General features: G+C 39.6%; 23 protein-coding genes, 1 tRNA gene and 2 pseudogenes. 13 read left to right on the top strand and 13 right to left on the bottom strand.

What is annotated here, in order from left to right:
- Positions 1-67: 67 nt before the first annotated feature.
- The 11 genes from G5B60_RS07690 (at position 68) to G5B60_RS07640 (ending at position 7,787) form a co-directional block, all read left to right on the top strand.
- On the top strand, positions 68-367 hold the full coding sequence (locus G5B60_RS07690) for a DUF1372 family protein (RefSeq protein ID WP_241154515.1): 300 nt from the start codon (positions 68-70) through the stop codon (positions 365-367).
- Positions 367-954, top strand: a complete 588-nt coding sequence (locus G5B60_RS07685) for an NAD(P)-dependent oxidoreductase (protein ID WP_206225091.1) — start codon at positions 367-369, stop codon at positions 952-954. Before G5B60_RS07690 ends, G5B60_RS07685 begins: the two co-directional genes overlap by 1 nt.
- Positions 954-2,057 carry a DNA cytosine methyltransferase gene (locus G5B60_RS07680; RefSeq protein ID WP_164683490.1) on the top strand — a complete coding sequence of 368 codons (1,104 nt, stop codon included), beginning with the start codon at positions 954-956 and terminating at the stop codon, positions 2,055-2,057. The genes G5B60_RS07685 and G5B60_RS07680 overlap by 1 nt, the downstream gene beginning before the upstream one ends.
- 355 nt (positions 2,058-2,412) lie before the next feature.
- The gene (locus G5B60_RS07675) at positions 2,413-2,883 is read left to right on the top strand and encodes a hypothetical protein (protein ID WP_164683489.1); all 471 of its coding nucleotides are present in this window, start codon (positions 2,413-2,415) and stop codon (positions 2,881-2,883) included.
- The gene (locus G5B60_RS07670) at positions 2,883-3,419 is read left to right on the top strand and encodes a DUF1642 domain-containing protein (RefSeq protein ID WP_164683488.1); all 537 of its coding nucleotides are present in this window, start codon (positions 2,883-2,885) and stop codon (positions 3,417-3,419) included. The genes G5B60_RS07675 and G5B60_RS07670 overlap by 1 nt, the downstream gene beginning before the upstream one ends.
- Positions 3,412-3,678 carry a hypothetical protein gene (locus G5B60_RS07665; RefSeq protein WP_164683487.1) on the top strand — a complete coding sequence of 89 codons (267 nt, stop codon included), beginning with the start codon at positions 3,412-3,414 and terminating at the stop codon, positions 3,676-3,678. Before G5B60_RS07670 ends, G5B60_RS07665 begins: the two co-directional genes overlap by 8 nt.
- Before the next feature lie 157 nt (positions 3,679-3,835).
- Positions 3,836-5,626 (top strand): hypothetical protein, encoded by a 1,791-nt coding sequence (locus G5B60_RS07660; RefSeq protein ID WP_164683486.1) that lies wholly within the window; start codon positions 3,836-3,838, stop codon positions 5,624-5,626.
- Positions 5,619-6,494 carry a hypothetical protein gene (locus G5B60_RS07655; RefSeq protein ID WP_164683485.1) on the top strand — a complete coding sequence of 292 codons (876 nt, stop codon included), beginning with the start codon at positions 5,619-5,621 and terminating at the stop codon, positions 6,492-6,494. The genes G5B60_RS07660 and G5B60_RS07655 overlap by 8 nt, the downstream gene beginning before the upstream one ends.
- A gap of 15 nt (positions 6,495-6,509) precedes the next feature.
- Positions 6,510-6,719 carry a hypothetical protein gene (locus G5B60_RS07650; protein ID WP_164683484.1) on the top strand — a complete coding sequence of 70 codons (210 nt, stop codon included), beginning with the start codon at positions 6,510-6,512 and terminating at the stop codon, positions 6,717-6,719.
- Positions 6,720-6,722: 3 nt separating this feature from the next.
- The gene (locus G5B60_RS07645; protein WP_164683483.1) at positions 6,723-6,872 is read left to right on the top strand and encodes a hypothetical protein; all 150 of its coding nucleotides are present in this window, start codon (positions 6,723-6,725) and stop codon (positions 6,870-6,872) included.
- Complete coding sequence (locus tag G5B60_RS07640) at positions 6,873-7,787, top strand: hypothetical protein (protein WP_164683482.1); 915 nt, start codon at positions 6,873-6,875, stop codon at positions 7,785-7,787.
- A gap of 229 nt (positions 7,788-8,016) precedes the next feature.
- Here G5B60_RS07640 and G5B60_RS07635 read toward each other — a convergent pair whose 3' ends face one another.
- From G5B60_RS07635 to G5B60_RS07580, 12 genes and pseudogenes are all read right to left on the bottom strand, one after another.
- A complete protein-coding gene (locus tag G5B60_RS07635) occupies positions 8,017-8,349 on the bottom strand; it encodes a hypothetical protein (protein WP_164683481.1) in 333 nt (110 codons plus the stop codon).
- On the bottom strand, positions 8,339-8,545 hold the full coding sequence (locus G5B60_RS07630) for a hypothetical protein (protein ID WP_164683480.1): 207 nt from the start codon (positions 8,543-8,545) through the stop codon (positions 8,339-8,341). Before G5B60_RS07630 ends, G5B60_RS07635 begins: the two co-directional genes overlap by 11 nt.
- Positions 8,502-9,416, bottom strand: a complete 915-nt coding sequence (locus G5B60_RS07625; RefSeq protein ID WP_164683479.1) for a hypothetical protein — start codon at positions 9,414-9,416, stop codon at positions 8,502-8,504. The genes G5B60_RS07630 and G5B60_RS07625 overlap by 44 nt, the downstream gene beginning before the upstream one ends.
- On the bottom strand, positions 9,406-9,912 hold the full coding sequence (locus G5B60_RS07620; protein WP_164683478.1) for a hypothetical protein: 507 nt from the start codon (positions 9,910-9,912) through the stop codon (positions 9,406-9,408). Before G5B60_RS07620 ends, G5B60_RS07625 begins: the two co-directional genes overlap by 11 nt.
- Positions 9,909-10,289 (bottom strand): hypothetical protein, encoded by a 381-nt coding sequence (locus tag G5B60_RS07615; RefSeq protein WP_164683477.1) that lies wholly within the window; start codon positions 10,287-10,289, stop codon positions 9,909-9,911. Before G5B60_RS07615 ends, G5B60_RS07620 begins: the two co-directional genes overlap by 4 nt.
- Before the next feature lie 87 nt (positions 10,290-10,376).
- Positions 10,377-10,754 (bottom strand): type II toxin-antitoxin system HicB family antitoxin, encoded by a 378-nt coding sequence (locus G5B60_RS07610; protein WP_164683476.1) that lies wholly within the window; start codon positions 10,752-10,754, stop codon positions 10,377-10,379.
- Positions 10,755-10,792: 38 nt separating this feature from the next.
- Positions 10,793-10,984 (bottom strand): annotated as a pseudogene (locus G5B60_RS07605) (type II toxin-antitoxin system HicA family toxin).
- A 416-nt stretch (positions 10,985-11,400) separates the two neighbouring features.
- Positions 11,401-11,841, bottom strand: a complete 441-nt coding sequence (locus G5B60_RS07600; protein WP_164683475.1) for a hypothetical protein — start codon at positions 11,839-11,841, stop codon at positions 11,401-11,403.
- A gap of 108 nt (positions 11,842-11,949) precedes the next feature.
- Positions 11,950-12,165, bottom strand: coding sequence for a hypothetical protein (locus G5B60_RS07595; protein ID WP_164683474.1), 216 nt, complete (start codon positions 12,163-12,165; stop codon positions 11,950-11,952).
- Between the two features lie 27 nt (positions 12,166-12,192).
- A complete protein-coding gene (locus G5B60_RS07590) occupies positions 12,193-12,480 on the bottom strand; it encodes a hypothetical protein (protein ID WP_164683473.1) in 288 nt (95 codons plus the stop codon).
- A gap of 43 nt (positions 12,481-12,523) precedes the next feature.
- Positions 12,524-13,192: a hypothetical protein gene (locus G5B60_RS07585; RefSeq protein ID WP_164683472.1), complete on the bottom strand. Its 669-nt coding sequence runs from the start codon at positions 13,190-13,192 to the stop codon at positions 12,524-12,526.
- 123 nt (positions 13,193-13,315) lie between these two features.
- Entirely contained in the window at positions 13,316-13,582 is a 267-nt protein-coding gene (locus G5B60_RS07580; RefSeq protein ID WP_164683471.1) for a hypothetical protein, read from the bottom strand.
- Positions 13,583-15,097: 1,515 nt separating this feature from the next.
- On the opposite strand from G5B60_RS07580, the gene G5B60_RS07575 reads away from it, so the two are divergent.
- Both G5B60_RS07575 and G5B60_RS07570 read left to right on the top strand, forming a co-directional pair.
- Entirely contained in the window at positions 15,098-15,304 is a 207-nt protein-coding gene (locus tag G5B60_RS07575) for a helix-turn-helix domain-containing protein (RefSeq protein WP_164683470.1), read from the top strand.
- Between the two features lie 7 nt (positions 15,305-15,311).
- Positions 15,312-15,382 (top strand) — tRNA-Cys (locus G5B60_RS07570).
- 163 nt (positions 15,383-15,545) lie between these two features.
- On the opposite strand, the pseudogene G5B60_RS07565 reads toward G5B60_RS07570, so the two are convergent.
- Positions 15,546-16,836, bottom strand: a pseudogene (locus G5B60_RS07565) (IS4 family transposase).
- Between the last annotated feature and the right edge of the window lie 33 nt (positions 16,837-16,869).

The following is a 16,869-nucleotide window of genomic DNA, read 5'->3' as shown; positions in this document are numbered from 1 at the left end:
CTAAATCCAGACATAACAAAGGTTTTGGCTATCACGGAATTTACTTAGAAAATAAAAAGGAGTGAAGATGACTAAATACGAGACAATCCCAGGAATGTCAATAGTTATTTTGTTATTGATAGTTATAGTTTGTCTTAACGATAATGATCGTTTGCGCCATCAGCTCAAAGCACAACAGCCCAAAATCATCATTCACAAAGTCGATAACGCAGGTGGTTCGATTGTTGGCAAAGTCACAGACAAGGAAGTCATCGAGGGGCGTTATACTATCACTATCGGCGCTTACGGACGTTTTCTCGTCACAAAAGAGCAGTTCGATAGTATTCATGTTGGCGATGAGATTCCAGAGTATTTGAGAGGAAGCTGATGGAAAAAGATTGGGTAGGTAATAAAACAGCAATCTTTAAGACGTTGGGCGCTCAAGGTCATAGCTTAGAAGAACGAGAAGTGAATGATTATTACGCTACAGAGCCAAAAGCGACTAGACTATTGTTGGAAAAAGAGCTATTTAATCACAATGTTTTAGAGCCAGCCTGCGGTCAAGGACACATATCGAAAGAATTATCATCTTGGGGTTACCATGTTGTCAGTTATGACAAGATAGACAGAGGATTTGGAAAGGTTGGAGATTTCTTTGAAATAAAGAAATGGACCGGTGATATTATAACCAACCCGCCTTACAAATACGCTTTGAAATTCGTTGAGCACGCATTGTCTATAGTGGGAACTGGCGCTAAGGTGGCTATGTTTCTAAAAATTCAATTTTTGGAAGGAAAGGCTAGAAAACACCTCTTTAAGGAAAATCCTCCTAAAGTTATCTACGTAGCCAGTTGCCGTCTAAATTGTGCTAAAAACGGTGAATTTGATAAGTATACCTCTAGTGCGGTTTGCTATGCTTGGTATATTTGGGAAAAAGGCTATAAAGGTGAGCCAATCATAAGGTGGATTAACTGATGAAATTTTTAGACTTATTTGCAGGTATCGGTGGTTTTCGTTTTGGTATGGAAGCCGCCGGACATACCTGTGTTGGATTTGCGGAGATTGATAAATTTGCAAGAGCTAGCTACAAGGCTATACACGATACGAAAGGAGAGGTTGAATTTCACGATGTCACAGCAGTTACAGACGAGTCTATTCGACAACTTGGACACATTGACGTTATCTGCGGAGGATTTCCGTGTCAGGCTTTCAGCGTTGCGGGAAAACGCAAAGGATTTGAAGATACAAGAGGAACTCTCTTTTTTGAAATCGCACGGTTCGCATCTATTCTCAAACCTCGTTATCTTTTCCTTGAAAATGTCAAAGGCCTCCTCAATCACGACAAAGGAAATACCTTTGAGACAATCCTCGCAGCGCTTTCAGAGCTGGGGTACGATGCAGAATGGCAAGTGCTTAACAGCAAAGACTTTGGCGTCCCCCAAAACAGAGAGCGAGTGTTCATTATCGGACATCTTAGAGGAGAATGTACCAAGCAAGTATTTCCTATCGGAGGAGAAGGTGAAAAACTTGATAATCAATCAAAAATCAAAATCGTAGGGAATACGAAAAACCCTCAAGGAACTAGTCTAGGGACGAGAGAGTTTGTTTACGATTCTGATGGCATTATCGGTGCTTTAGTAGCCACAGACTATAAAACGCCTAAGCAAGTAGCTATCCCAGTGTTAACTCCAGATAGAGCAACGAAACGACAGAATGGCAGACGCTTTAAAGAGGATGGAGAGCCTATGTTTACATTGACTGGGCAAGATAGGCACGGTGTTGTGGTAGTGGGAAACTTACCGGGCAACCACGAGCAAAACTCAAGAGTTTACCATCCTAAAGGAATTTCACCGACCCTAACAACCATGCAAGGCGGAGGACAAGAGCCTAAAATCATCCAAAGTGTAGATGAGTTTCAAATCCGTAAATTAACCCCTCGTGAGTGCTGGCGATTGCAAGGTTTTCCTGACTGGGCATTTGATAAGGCTCAAGCGGTTAACTCAAATAGTCAGCTATACAAGCAAGCAGGAAATAGCGTGACAGTGAATGTGATTGCTGAAATAGCCAAGAGACTGTAAACTACGAGCCGTGAACCTCGTTAAAAGCGAACTAGAACCAAGATATTGTGTAGTCAGACTGGTGTTTATAGCTGTTCGATTCGGCTACTGGCTATACGTGCTGGGATTCACGTTAAAAGCAGCCAAAGACTAAGCTAAGCAGGCTTATAGCAATTTTATTTTTTTGGTAGCCAGATTGGTGTATGGACGTTCGACTCGTCCACTGGTTATTGCCGTCAGACAAATCTTTCAACGATACCATTTTTAGATTTGCTCCTTAAATTATATTTTTTACAGTCTGACGGCGGGCGCTGTGGTTTGTGAAAGGGTCACAGCGTATAGGTTGCGCAACCATTAAAAAAAGAGGTGAAAACTGATGAAAAAATACGAACTACTAAAAGATGACACAAAAATTATGTCAGGACGTACACTATATCGTATTAAAGCATTACGAGATTTTGGCAATGTTGAAAAAGGCGATTTAGGTGGCTATATTGAGAGCGAAAACAATCTAAGCCACTATGGCAATGCGTGGGTTTATGACAATGCTAGGGTCTTTGACAATGCAAGGGTCTGTGACAATGCAGAGGTCTTTGGCGATGCAGAGGTCTATGGCGATGCAAGGGTCAAGTCAGATGACGACTATATAGTTTTCAAAAACAACTGGTCAAGCGGTCGCTACTTTACTTACACTAAATCAAACAAAATGTGGAAAGTCGGTTGTTTCTACGGTACAGGTCAAGAGCTGATAGAGAAAGCTTATGCAGATAGCGAATTATCTGGCAAGTGCTATGAAGCTTATGTGAAGCTGGTTGAACAGTTAGAAGAGATTCAGGAGGATAAGTGATGAGTGAGGAACTAAAATATAAAGTCGGGGATGAGGTGTTGTTGAAGGCAACTGTGAAGGAGCTAAGTGAGTCTTTATGTACTCTTGATTTTGGTTTGCTTGGAAAAGCGATTCAATATCAAGCAACTATAGCACAAATGGATATAAACAAAAAAGTGAAAATACCTCAGTTTATAGCGGATATAATTGTAAGTCTTAAAGAAAACGACATGACATTGTATGACGCCTTAAATATTTATAGCCTTGACGATGACATAAATGAAATTGATGATTGGGTTCAAGAAAATAGCGACACTTTTGCTCGTGCATGGCTAGATGGCTATGAGGTTGATAAGGAGAAGAGGTATATGGTTATACCTAAGCATACAAATCAGATTCTGGTTAAACAAGGTGACTCTTTTATTTTTACGTTACCTAATCCTTTTGATGAAGAAGATGGGAAACATTTATTCACCAAACAAGAACTAATCGATGCAGGCTTTGGTGGTGTGTTTGATAACGAAATGTTTGAAGTTGAGGAGGCGGAAGATGATTAAAACATACCGCAAGAAACCAGTTGAAGCTGTTCAATGGACTGGGGAGAATGTTGAGGAATTGAAAAAGTTCTTTAATGGGTCTAAGAATAGGTATGGGTTCTATCTGCTCCCTGAAACGAACAGAATATCTATTGTGGCACGAAAAGGTACTGTGATTGCTGAAATTGGAGATTATATCATCAAGGGTGTTAAAGGTGAGTTTTCCTCTTGCAAACCAGACATTTTTGAGAAAACTTATGAGGAGGTACAGAGTGACTAACAACACAGCGAGCCTTGTTCTGGGGCTACTGATTACTGGCACTGTGCTGGTGCTGGCTTATTTAGACAGGAAAAAATGAAGAACAAAAAGAATTAAGCGACTTAATGCCATGAGTCGCTTTTTTTAGTACCCTAATAGGACAGAAAGGAGGTAAGCGATGACTCAGTATGTGAAAGAGTTTGATGAGTTGGTGGCACAAGAACTTGACTATGTGAAATTTATCCGTGGTGGTGACGAGCTGGTCTGTGACGCATACGAAGAGCGACAATTCAAGTTGCAACAAATCGAAGTGATGAAACGAGCGGTCGAGAAAGCTAAGGAAAACAGCGCAAAAATAGCAGCCTACCAAAAAGCACTCGCAACTTATCAAAGAGACTTTGCAAACTATACTCAAAAGGTCAATAGTCTAAAAGCAAGGTATGCTAGTCAATTACAGTCTTATCAGGCTTCTTTAGAAGTCTACAAAGCCAACAGAGCTAGTTATGACAGCAAAAAAGCAGCCTACGACGCAGCAAAGCAGCAATACGATAGTGATTTAGCAGCCTATCAAGCAGCTTATGTAGAGTATCAGAAAAAATTAGATGAATACAACAGCTGGCAAGGAGGAAATACCTCGAACGGCTGGCTAGAAGCATGGGGAACGTACGCTAAAAGCGGTCCTTATAACAACGTCACCATGGGTGGTAGTCCTAATGGTAGCATGTATGGACTCAACCTAACCTCTGCTAAAAATGCTGGTTTTGGTAACGGTGTTAAATTCAACTCGCTTAACGATGCAGGTACGTCTGTTAATATCGAGTTATCTTTAGTTGGCTATGGGTCTAATGCAAGCGGACAGGCTATTCTTAATCAGAAGTATGTGCGAGGTAACTTTACCTACGACTGGTATGTGGATGTTTACTACTCCATAGACAATCAAGCGAGCTGGGGAACGATTGAGCGGAATATTCTTGTCGCTAAGCATGCCAGCACCCAAGGTCTCGCTTATGGGGCTAATTGGCACTTATCTACAATCAAGTGGAGCAAGACTTTCACCCTGCCTAATAATTTCACTCACTTAAAGTTTGAAGTGCGTGGAGATGAGCCAGCTCAGCGACACCAAAACATCTTTACAAGGCAACAGGTTATCAGACCAACGAAACCTGTAGAGCCGACAAGACCGACAGAACCTACTCCCTTTAATGAATTGCCACCTAGCATACCAACAGCGCCTATTGAGCCTCATTACCCAACAGAGCCTACAGCACCTCAAAAAGTAGTTGTAGAGCCTGCTATTATTGTATACCACGAGCCTTATCTCAAGTGCAATGTCTGCTATGACGGCGGTAGTCCTGTGGCTACGCCTTATGAAAGTGCAGAGTTGGCAGAGGTTATGGAAAATCCTCTTGTGATAGCCTCAAAAGATTGTCAGTGGGTCTACTATGATGAAAACTTTGACCCAACAGTGGTAGTGAATCAAATCAAGGCAGCATTGGCGCTTCTCAGCCAACAAGGAGAAACGCCTGGCAAGCTCATGATACCGCCTATCATGACGACTTACTGTAAGTGTTGTGTAGACTGTAACTGTCAAGAATTTGAAGCAGGGTGGAATATGTGCGACAAGCTCCATGAGGAGGCGGATGTTTTCAAGAATATGCGTGCCGGTGTCGCTATAACTCCTCGCTGTGACATTCCAATTATGGCTTGGCAAGTTCTCTTTAGATTGCATTGCATGATTGGAAAAATCATCACAGCGGTTTGCTGGCTAACAGATAAGCTCTCTCAAATGTGGGATAATGCCGAGTGCTTGCAAAACCGTATCAAGGCTTTAGAAGCGTATTACAAAGTCATACATAGCGATTGTGATACTAAGCTAAAAGAGGATATGGCTGAGCCTATAACAAGCGTAGTGGGTGTATCTGTTTCAACAAGTATTTCTACATCATCAGGAGGAAGTCGCAATGGCTAATAAAAAAGCAACAAGCAGAGACTGTGTAGACTGTGCTTGTGAGAAGATAGAGCCTGGTTACGATAATTGTACGGCTCTTATGGATGCAAACGATGAGCATATTCTATGTGCTCTAAATAGTATCCAAACCACAGAAGATTATACGACCTTGCCAAAGAAAATGGCGAAAGTTCTGTATCAGTTTTGGTGTTTATTTAAAAACATCATCGCCCAAATCTGTTTTTTGACCTCGGAACTCAAGCGCTTATGCCAGACGCTAGCCTGTCTTAATAAGCGCATAGATGACCTGCAAGAGTCCATTATCGCAGCGATGATTGATAATGTTGCCTTTGGTCTAGCAAGTCGGACTAGTGGTGGCGGTTCGTCAACTGGTGGGGTTACTTACATGAAATCTAGTGTCAATCAGAAAGACAAGACCTTTAAGTTTGTATGGAACATGGTCTTTTCAGGGGCAGAGGTAGGTGTCGGTGAGATTAACGGTAAGGTGGACGCTGACTATACCGCTAATAAAGACGGCACAGTGACAGTTAATATCAAGTCCTATACCATTACTACCCTGTCCTATAAAGCTAAACGTGCAGGCTCATCTAGCGCTAATATCTCTATTTCTAAGATAGACGGCACTAAAATTGTCAATCAGACCTATAACCCATACAGTACATGGAATCAGAACGTTAATAAGACCGTGACAGTGGGCAAGGTGGTAACTTTGCATCCAAAAGCCTCAACTGGCGACATTGCCCTATTCAACATTGCGGATACATGGCAGCTAGACCCTACCTATGGAACGGCTTACGCCAAGTATGATAATAATAACGATAAAATTCCAGACTTTACAAGTCCTTGTCCGATTGATTGTCCAAAATAGAAAAGGAGTGCATAAATGGTGTACACATTACCTGAAAAAGATAGACGTTGTGAGGTGAAATACCTCAGAGACCTAAAAGCTAGTGATAATATCCCACCAGTTCCAAAAGTGGTAGAATGCAAAAATTGTTGTTGCGGTGATGACAACAAAGGCACATCAACAAACATCAGTGCCGGCGGGGCATCGACAGTAACAAGGGATGTCATCATTGATGAAGAGGAGTAGAAAATGACTAAATTAAGCTGTAATGCGTGTGGTGATTGCTGTAATGAGATAGAACTAGTCGCTGTGGTAAAGCTAGATGACGGCACGTTTAGACGGTTTTATAGCGATGGCTCAAGCGATGTTTTTGACCCAAGTATAACAGAGGAGGGCTAAATGGCAGAAGAAGTAACTGAAATTCAAAGCGCATCCGTGGAAAAAGACAAGACAAGCGACTACTACAAATTTCCCGATGACTCGGATAGTAAGTGTTGGTATAATGATTGTGAGTGCGATGACATTCTAGCAGGGGATTGTCACGCCTTGAAAGAAGAAAATGATACAGGCGTTGGCAGACTGGCTTGTATGGCTAACCAGTACAATTGCCTAGACCAAGACTTTATTGCTCGTTTTCTCTCTAAACAGGCTTGCCAAAACGACCACTATATCGAGAATCTCTGTGGTCTATGGGGGCTTATGGAGTGCATAACAGGCTACCTAGGGCAATTTAAGCTAGGTGAGCCTAAAGTACAGTATCTCCGCAACAGCAAGGTCTCTGACTCTGATTTTTACCATGATATTAGTCAAGAGTATGATTTAGAGATTTTCATGGACTCTACTACAGGGATTGTTGAAAATGAAAGTGACGATAAGCGAACAACAGCAGCAGACCAAGACTACAAGGTGGATATTCGCTGGTGTGCTGACGGAACGTCTCTTAACCCTAAAGCGGATAACACTATGGAGATGGCGGTCTATACCAGTGATGAGACCTATTCAGAGGATATGGCAAAAGAGCGCTCTGTGCACTGGCAAATGACGGGGCTTTCTGACGGCGCTATGGAGATGTACGACACTATCACGCTGAAAAAAGGCGAGCATATCAAAATCCGCTTGCTTTCTGACAATAACAGCGGTGGTATCTTCCGTATGCACCAGTTCAAATTGGTCTATACCCCTATGATGTCTAGTATAGAGCTCCCGGATTGTCTAAAAATGCCTGACAAGTCAACTACTCCTTGTGATTGTTGCGATGACGGTGCAAGTGCTGGTATGATTGACACAACGAAAGCGGTCACAAAAGCAGAATAAGAAAAAGGGGTCGTTTTCGACCTCTTTTAACTAACAGCACGAAAAATCAAAAAAAGATAGCTAGTCAAGCTATCTTTTTCTTTGAGATTAGAGATTTATATGAAAAAGAAAAAATGAAAAATATTTAGTGATTATGCCCCCAAAAACACTAAATTAGGAAAATGTTGAAGTCATCACACTTCATACTCTTATTATACCATATGTCGAGGTATTTCAGAACATTAACGCTCTATCTTTTTCGCCTTTTGTCTTCTAGGCGGTGGTCTCTGTTTGAAAAGTAATTTATATCTTGCTTGGTGATGTTGGGGTCTACACACCTAGCAAACATAGCTTCTTTCAAGTGACTTTGCCATTTTTCAGGTCTTTTCGCCCCTTTTGGTGGGAGATAACGACTAAGAATTTGATATTGCTTATCTCTGTAGTAAAAAATAGTATGACCGCTTTCATCCACAGGTTTGAAAAGTGTTTCATAGGCTTTTCTATCTAACTTGACAAAACGGTCTATATCCTCGTACATGGTCTTTGTAAAGGCGTTTGAAATTTTAGGGATTTTATGTCTCAAATATCCACAGCTCCTCGCCTGTAGTAGCTCTCAAAACGCTAATTTCGCCATTCTCACTGATAACCGTCCGTTTTTTACGCCATGCAGACGCTATCTTTCTCATCTTTTGATAATCGCATTTTTCGATGGTGTAGTAGCATCCGCCTAGCTCATCAATCAATTTCAAACAATAATTTTTGGTTGCCTTCGTAGTCATACCATGCCCTCGTGTATCGTATGCGACCCACTAAACTTTTGGGGTCTACCTGTTGTGTTGTCCTAAATGGTCTCAAAACCAAACGCTGCCAACTATCAATTAGTGCTAACACGTCATTTGGGTAAAAGCGCTTGGTGTACTCTGTCTTGTGGTCTAAACTCATGTAGTAGTCTATTATTTTATCTATGGTCTTGTCGTGATTATATTTCTTGCTGTTGGAGAGGTCTCCGAACTCTTTCATAGCCTTAAAATAGCCCTCGGGCTTATAATCGCAAAGATTATCCTCTATCATGAGCTCTTGCACGTAGGAGAGCGCCCTCGCAAAGTTGAAAATGTCCCTATTTGTTAAAAAATTGAACTCTGAGCGATTAGCGATGCTGTAATAAATATCTCGCACACTAGAATAGCGCCATAGGCTCGCAGGAGCGTTTCTGAGGAAGATTTCAACAAACTGGTATAAACTATCACCTGTTAAGTTTTGGACGCTCTGACGCCCGTCTATGCCGTTGTAGAGACATGTTATATAGTCTTGCTTGATAATCTTGGCTTTCTCAAACTGATTGCAGATTGTCTCGTGTAATTTTGGGACAGTCAAGAGGTCAAAACAGTGATTATCTTTACATGCGCTATCTAGCACTTCGTCATCACACACGATAACCGTTAAAAAAATAGAAAACACTCTTTCAAAGAGACTAGCGCTAGACGTTGCTATCGTGATACAGCGTTGCATGAGTGGGTCTAGGTACTGGCAAGGCTGATTAAGCTCAAAAGGTATGATTACGCTTGTTTCACTTGTCGCCTCTTGACAGTAATCGAACCATTCTAGGCGCTTTTCCATGTACTCTTTGAAAGTAATAGTATCATAATCCATCTTGCTCAAGTTGGTCGGCTAGGCAAGCGCTGCATGCGGTGACCTCGTAGCCAAGGAAGCGAGCGACAAAACGGTTTGTCCTACGCTCGGCATCTAAAAAGCGGTCTTTGCTCTTGATGTCTTTAAGGTCTACCTGCCACACCTCAAAAGCGGTGATTTCAGCCACTAGGATGTGTTTCAGACTACACCATAGGTCTTTATTGCCTGACTCGTTCGCAAGCGCTAGGAGGGCTTTCATAGCCTCACGGCGTGCCCCTGTGATGTCTATGAGCTCTGTCTCAGCGAAAAAGAGATTATCCTCCGTCTCTGCCAACTCTTTCTTTTCTTCGTCCGTGAGCTCACTTGTGTCGCCTCCCATGTACCAAAACTCTATCTGGTCTTCGTACTTTTTGACAAGAATGTTTAAATGGTACTCCGCAGCAATCATGTTTTTAATCTGAGTCAGCATATCCTCAACTTTGCCAACGGAAGAAAGGCGCTTTTCTGTCTCTGTCATAGTCTTAACTCCTTTAATTCTTTGTATTTTTGTCTATAATAGCCGTCATCGCTACCAACAAAAGACAAGCTATTATCAGATAGTCTAAAAAAGAGGTACAGCCTATCATCAAGATACTTGTATGTGTCAAAATCGCCGATATAGAGCATGTAGGCTACGCCTTTAGGCGGATTGTAGCGGAAGCATGTCATAAGATCATCAAAATTATCACAAAAAGGAATTCTCTTTGTGTAGTGCCTTCTTAACGCAAGCAAGCCCTCTCGCCACGACTTTAAAACGTAGTCTATACCATCAGCATTCACAAGATAAAGTGTTTCTAGCTTTTCTTCGTTGCTTAATTTGATATAGTCTGAAAGTAGCATACAATCACAATCCAAAAGCTGCCCTCCTTTTATGGTATATACCAATTATAGCACAAGGACAAGCAAAAAAAAGCTCAGAAAAATCTAAGCTTTTCATATTTTTTAAATTTGTAATTTTGCTTCTAGTGCTTTTGTTAGTACCTCAGAATAGTTCAATCCTTTGCGGTCTGCTAGTTTAGTCAACCACTCGGGGACGGTTACATTTTTTCTAATCGCTTTATTATCTTTGATAAGTGGTGTCGGGTCAGCTTGCACCATTGTGACAAAGCCGTCAGATACGTGTAAATCCTCGATATTGCTCATTTTAGGCAACTCTAGCCCTTCGTCAATATAAAGTGCGATAGTACTCTCTAAAAACTCACGAGCGTTGCACATTGCGTCTTCTAGGCTATCGCCTTGGGTGCCTCCGCCAAACTCTGGGAACTCAACCCAATAGCCTATACCCTCTTTATGAAAAATTGCCGGATAAGATTTCAACATAATTTTCTCCCCCCTTAAAAATGAAAGAGAAGGGGCGCTTACAGCAACCCCAAATCTTTCAAGATTTTCTTTTCTAGTCCTTTTCCTAAGTCTTTGTTTCCATGAACTGGGATAGTGACTATTCTCGGAAAACCTTCTTTCTTGAAATGGTGGTGACTTCCTTCGATTCAGATTTCTACCCATCCGTTTTTCTTTGCAAGTTTCACCATTTCTTTGCCTATAAGTGGCATAAGCGCTATTACCTCCTTACACCATTTATTGTATACGCATTATGCGCATTTGTCAACCCTTTTCTATCAAAAAAAACACGCTTTTTTTAGCGTGTTTTCAACCTTTTTTTACCTCTACCATTCATCGGTATCTTCGTCTTTTAATAGTTTATGGTCTTGTATCGCCTCATATATCGCCTTAATTGTCCTTACAATCACGAAAAGGACTATATAGAACCCTACAAACACAAAGGAAAACATAATAAGTACAGGACCTAGTGTTAATAGCGACCATAATTCAAACATGTGCCTACCTCCTAAAAATCAATCTTTCCATAATTTCACAATAAACGCCCATAGGTATTTAATGACCTCTTTCAACGTTAAAACGAGAAAGGCAAAAATGCCTATTAAGAAGAAAATAACAAAAGCTCCTGCTAAGGTGTCCATGGTGTTCCCTCACTTTCATTTTTTTCTAATTCTAACTGTTGCTGTTCTCGTTCTTTTTCCCTGTTTCTCTTATAATTTTCAACGTATTTTCTAGGAACTGGGGGGATTGCTGGGCGCTCTTGCCCCAGTTTCATCCGTGTCTCTGCTGTAAATTTGCCAACGTTACGGCAATACTTGGCAAGGTTGTATAATTTCATAACATTTACAAATGTCATATTTTGTAACTTTGCTTTACCATTGCGTAGCTTAGATATAGTTAGTAAACTAACCCCTGTACGTTTTGTAATATAGCTCGTGTCTATCTCATAGCGTTCTAACTCGGTATCCCACGCTTCTAACATTGCGGTGATTTCCGATTTCATGTGGTAATAAGAAGGTGGGAGCGTGTTTGGCGTTGGTTCTATTAGTTTTCGTGCTTTTCTTGGCATATTTTTCCCTCTCTTAAAGTCGATTCAATTATATTACACCATGAAAAGCGAGCTAAAGCAAGTGTTTTCATGGTGTTTTTTTTACAAAAGGATAAGGAGCAGCGCCCCTCACCTATGTTGGATTTGCATATAAGCGCCTCGGCGGCTTGCGATAATTTCATTCCGCTTTTTTTCCGCCTCTCTCTTTTCTCGCTCTTGGCGCTCTTCCTCGCTCTCTATGTCTATAGTCTCGTAACTTTTAAGGCTTAAAGCTAAAATCAGTAAGCCGATAAAGACAATATAAAAGATTAGCAGACCCAGCGGGCTTAAATTTAACTCTTCCATTATTTTCACCTTTTCCTTTTTACGAGCCTATGCAGCTTTTTGCTCTTGTCTTATGTATCCTTTGTAAGTCAAGAAGTATTTAGCGACTTTTTCAAACTCGTCAAGCGTCATCTTTTCAATGACTTTAGTAACAATCAAACAATAACGACGATACTCAGGCATATCATGCAATGAGCACCATTCTGATAACTCTGTCATTGTGTCTATAACGACCCACGGGTCAAAAACGTCAATAATAGCATAATTGTAGCCTATTTCAATCGCCCCTAGCTCTATAATTTCGTTTTGCATCATTCTTAATAGTTCTTTTTTCATGATTCTTTATCCCTTTCTATAAAAGCAGGCTGTTGCCTGCTTATTATTTTACCCATTCACGTTCTAACAAAAAACTAAGAGTAAGTTGTTTTACATTGCCGGCAAAGTCAACGCTAACGACATCATCGTTCTCTTTGATTGCTTTTGTAAGTTTACCTGTTCCAAAATTTGGATGTTCGATAACTATTTTTTGAGCTTCTTCAACAGTGTGTGTTGTCCAAAATGTTGTCAATGAGTCAGCTTCTTTTTCCATTCGTTCTTGTTCTTCTCTTTGGATTTTTTCACCCATTGTTTCACCATTTTGAAGCCCCAAAACATCTTCTTGATATAGTTCTAAGCATTTTCCGGCACGATTGATAGTGACTTCAACGCCTAAACTATGCATCAAATTTTCATGGTCAGTGTCACTGGTTTTAATTGTGGTGTATTTTGTTCCGTAAAAATCGAAGTTATCATTACCTTCGTTTTCTTTACGAATATTGTAGAGTTCTTTTGCCAAGTCGTAAACCTCAGGCAACACTTTGTAAGTGTAGAGGCTACGTCCATTTAATTCATTGCTATCGTACCAAGTGCTTTGAGAAGTTTTGGTTTTAATTTCTTTCAACTCATTAAAGTTGATTGTTTCTTCTGCATTAGCTTTTGCAAGTTCTAAAACCGCTGGATGATTGTTGATAAGGTTTGCTAGTTCGTATGCTCTTTCTTGTTGTGTCATTTTATTTACCTCTTTTTGATTGTATTTTTAAGTTTTTGCTGATAAGGCAAGGGGCAAAAGCCCCAAAAGCGATAGCATAAATGTTTTTTCAGTTCTCACGGTTGCGACATTAACAATAATTGTTTAATAATGCGTGTTGTTTTCGTAAAAACAAGCGTCTAGCTCTTGCAAGCGTTCGTAATATTTTTCAATATAACCAAGCTTGTAAGCCTCAAAACTGATATGAGTGTTGTCATCCATGAAAGTTGTGTAAGATACGTTAAAGTCTTTTGTTTGTATAGGGTCACAATCGTAGCCGTTGAAAAAGATTTGTTCTAATGCGTCGGATGTTGATAGCTCCCAAAACATTTCATTAACGTGATCGACTTTGATAACTTTGACGTCATTCATATTCATATTCCCTTGACAATAACCCCAAAACTTGATACAATCAAAAAGTAAGCTAATAAAGCCATAGCGCTTTACAAGTTTACAGACATATCACCCAAAAAGTCTTTTTGACTTTAAAGGGTTCGGGGCTATGTTGCGTTACTGTTTGGCGATCGTCACGCAACATAGTTTTTTTATTGTCTCTTTCTATTTAGTTTTTTTAGTCAGATAGGTGATAAACCTTTTTTATTTTGGTTTATCACCTATCTTTATGTTTATATTATATAACTTTTTAGGGCTTTTGTCAAGCCTTTTTAAGCAATTTTTTTAATTTTTTTTGGCTTATTTTCCTTGATTTTATGCGGGTTTAGACCACTTTTGACAAAGAAGTAGAAAAGCCCTTTTTTACTTAAAATAGTTTAGTCAGTTTTATAATAATTGTTATAAGCGATATAATGCAATCAAGCCCCATAACAACAATAGCAATTTCAACCAAATGCGTTTTAACAAAGTTTTTCATTGACTTTTTTCCCCTTTTCATATAAAATCAAAATCAGCAGGCAAGCTATTATAACTAACTTGCTTACTGATACTTTAGAGCTAGAATAGCGTTTCTAATATCATTTTAATTATATCAATCAGAAAGCCAATCACGCTGATATAATATAAAATAATATTGCGCTTTTCTTGCTCTTTTTGTTTTGTCTTTTCAAGACGCTTTCGGCGACTATCCAAGACAATCACCCCCCTTTCAATTTGATTTTAAAAGGTAGTGAAATCCCTTGTAAGCTATTAACCAACTTACATTATATATTATATCAAATTAAGCCTATAATGTCAATGGATTTAGACTATAAAAAGCCTTATTTTATGCGGAATTAAACAATTTTTTAAGCGTGTTAATAGTCACGTCAGATTACTGATTTTCATTATAACAAATAGATACAAAAAAGCTAAAGTCTTGATAATTTTCAATCGCTTTTGTATAATCGTAAACGATTTACAAAGCGTTTCACGTTTTGATAAAGCGATTTAGATTATACAAAAGTGATAAGGTGAAATATAGCCGGGCGTGTCGTGATTGAATGTATATGTAATTTTGTGATAAATTAAAGGGTTATTAGAGGGTGTGGGGGATTGATTCGTCTTTCTATTTTTTGCTTATGAATATGATTAGATAATTATTAGACGTTTAATAATTTTATAATGATATAAAAAAGCGTGTGGCGTGTGTGCTGTGTGGTGTATAATCGTGCGTATATATGCAGACGTATAATATAATAGTATAATATGCGTGTAGTGTAATGCGTGAATGATTGTGTTGAATACGTGAAAAGCGTTGATATAATGCGATTTGTATGCGTGTATCGATTGTTTTAAGTGTCTGAAAAATAGTAATTTTTCGGAAAGATAAAGCGAATAAGCAGACAGACAAAAGAGTAAGCCCGATTAAAAAATTGGCGCAGATTGGTCGTCGCCCTTTTCCCCAATTCACCAACACAATTTTTTCCCAAAATATCAAATAAAGGCTAAAATATGATATTAACTACCTTAGGACGTAATCTAAGACGTATCCGTAAAGCAAATAAGGAGACATTGAAAGCAGTAGCAGAAGCGACTGGAATATCCTATCCGACTTTATCAAGCATCGAGACTGGCAAGAGTGATGTCAGAGTGACAACCTTAGCTAAGCTCGTTAATTACTACGGCTGTTCATACGCTGATGTCTTTAGGGAATGGTAATGCTAATGCCCATGTAGCCAAGTGGTAAGGCAGAGCTCTGCAAAAGCTTAATCATCGGTTCAAATCCGTTCATGGGCTTAATATAAAAAAAGATGACCTACAAATTAAGCCAATGTCATTAAGTTAAGTATTTAAGCAGCTAAAGAAACTATTCCCGTCCGAGCAATTGATGACAAGACGGGAATAGTTTTTGTATTTAGGGCGCACAAAAAGGAAGTTTTTTAACCCAATTTTTCAACTATTATGTTACTCTATAAGTGAAGCTTACAGGTACCTTGCTTTTTATCTTTCTTTGGAAGGTTCGATTGGGTCGAATAATGGATAAATGCTTAGCAATGTAGGTTTCTAATTGGAAGGAAGTAAGTTCTTCTCTAAGAAATTTTCGACAGGCATAAACAGCGTCTGAAAAACAAATTTTATAAGTCTGTTTTAACTTTGGTGTTTTAATGGTGACGTGTGAGGTTAGCCATTTACAAACATTAAAGTTGATAAAGCGAGCATAGATTTCTTGGAGAATCCCTTCCTTCTTTTTCGCGTGAAAATGAGTCAGACCGATACTATATTTTAGGTCACGAAAACTGGTCTCTATACCCCATCTGTAGGCATAGAGATCTTTTAATTTTTCTGGAGAATAATCGGTGTTTGTCACCAAAGTTTCAAAGAAACCTGGCTTGATTTCGAGGTGCACCATCCGAAAATGAAGACCATAAAAACTGATTGGATCACTTTTTCGACTAGAACATGGCAGAAAGTCAAAGGAGGCATTATGAGGTAAAAAATGATACTGATTAGGGAAGTTCCGATACAGGTGTTTCATGTCATTGGTTTGTTTGCGACAGATGTTTAGGTCAAATGCCTCATCAAAACAAGGAGTATCAGGGAGATGAAACCCCTTTTTCATAGAATTATTTCCATCGCGAATACGAATAATATACGACCAATTTTTCTCCTGGCAATGCGCCATGACATCGTAGGATTCATACCCCCTATCCATTATCACCAGAGCTTGTTCAAAAGGGACAACTCTCCATCATGTCGATGAAAGCCGCACGCTCATCAACCTCCCGATTATCCTGAATTCGTAGGTCATGGTAAATCTCTTGTTCAAGATTGTAGAGAGCATTGATATGAATGAGATTGTAAGGAGTGTGGTGTGGTCCAGTTTGGAACGAGGTTGTTTTATCAGAACGATTTCTTGGTAGAACCACATCACTACCATCAACAGCTAGGATAGGGAGATCTTTAGAAGTTGGAATTTTAGAAGTAATATTGGCAAACAGGGTTTTAAAAGCTTGATGTTTGATTCGATATCGTCGTTGGACAAAGGCAGATTGAGTGACTGGCAAATCTAAATCAAGTAGCTCTTTGGCTAAGGTATTACCACCCATGGTCAGTATAGCTTGAATCATGGTTTTCATCGTTAGCTGACTTTTCCGACTAAAATCTTTTTCAGGATGAAGCACAAACTGGTTTGCGGTGGAAACGATGTCGTTAATACTATCAAGTAAATGAGCTTTAATCTGGTCTAGCATGATTTTCCCCTTTTATTTCTAGTGTAACATAAA

It is taken from the genome of Streptococcus hyointestinalis, from assembly GCF_011039275.1.
GTDB lineage: Bacteria > Bacillota > Bacilli > Lactobacillales > Streptococcaceae > Streptococcus > Streptococcus hyointestinalis_A.
Note: the sequence above shows the minus strand (reverse complement) of the source record. Positions and strands in the feature narration are given on the sequence as shown.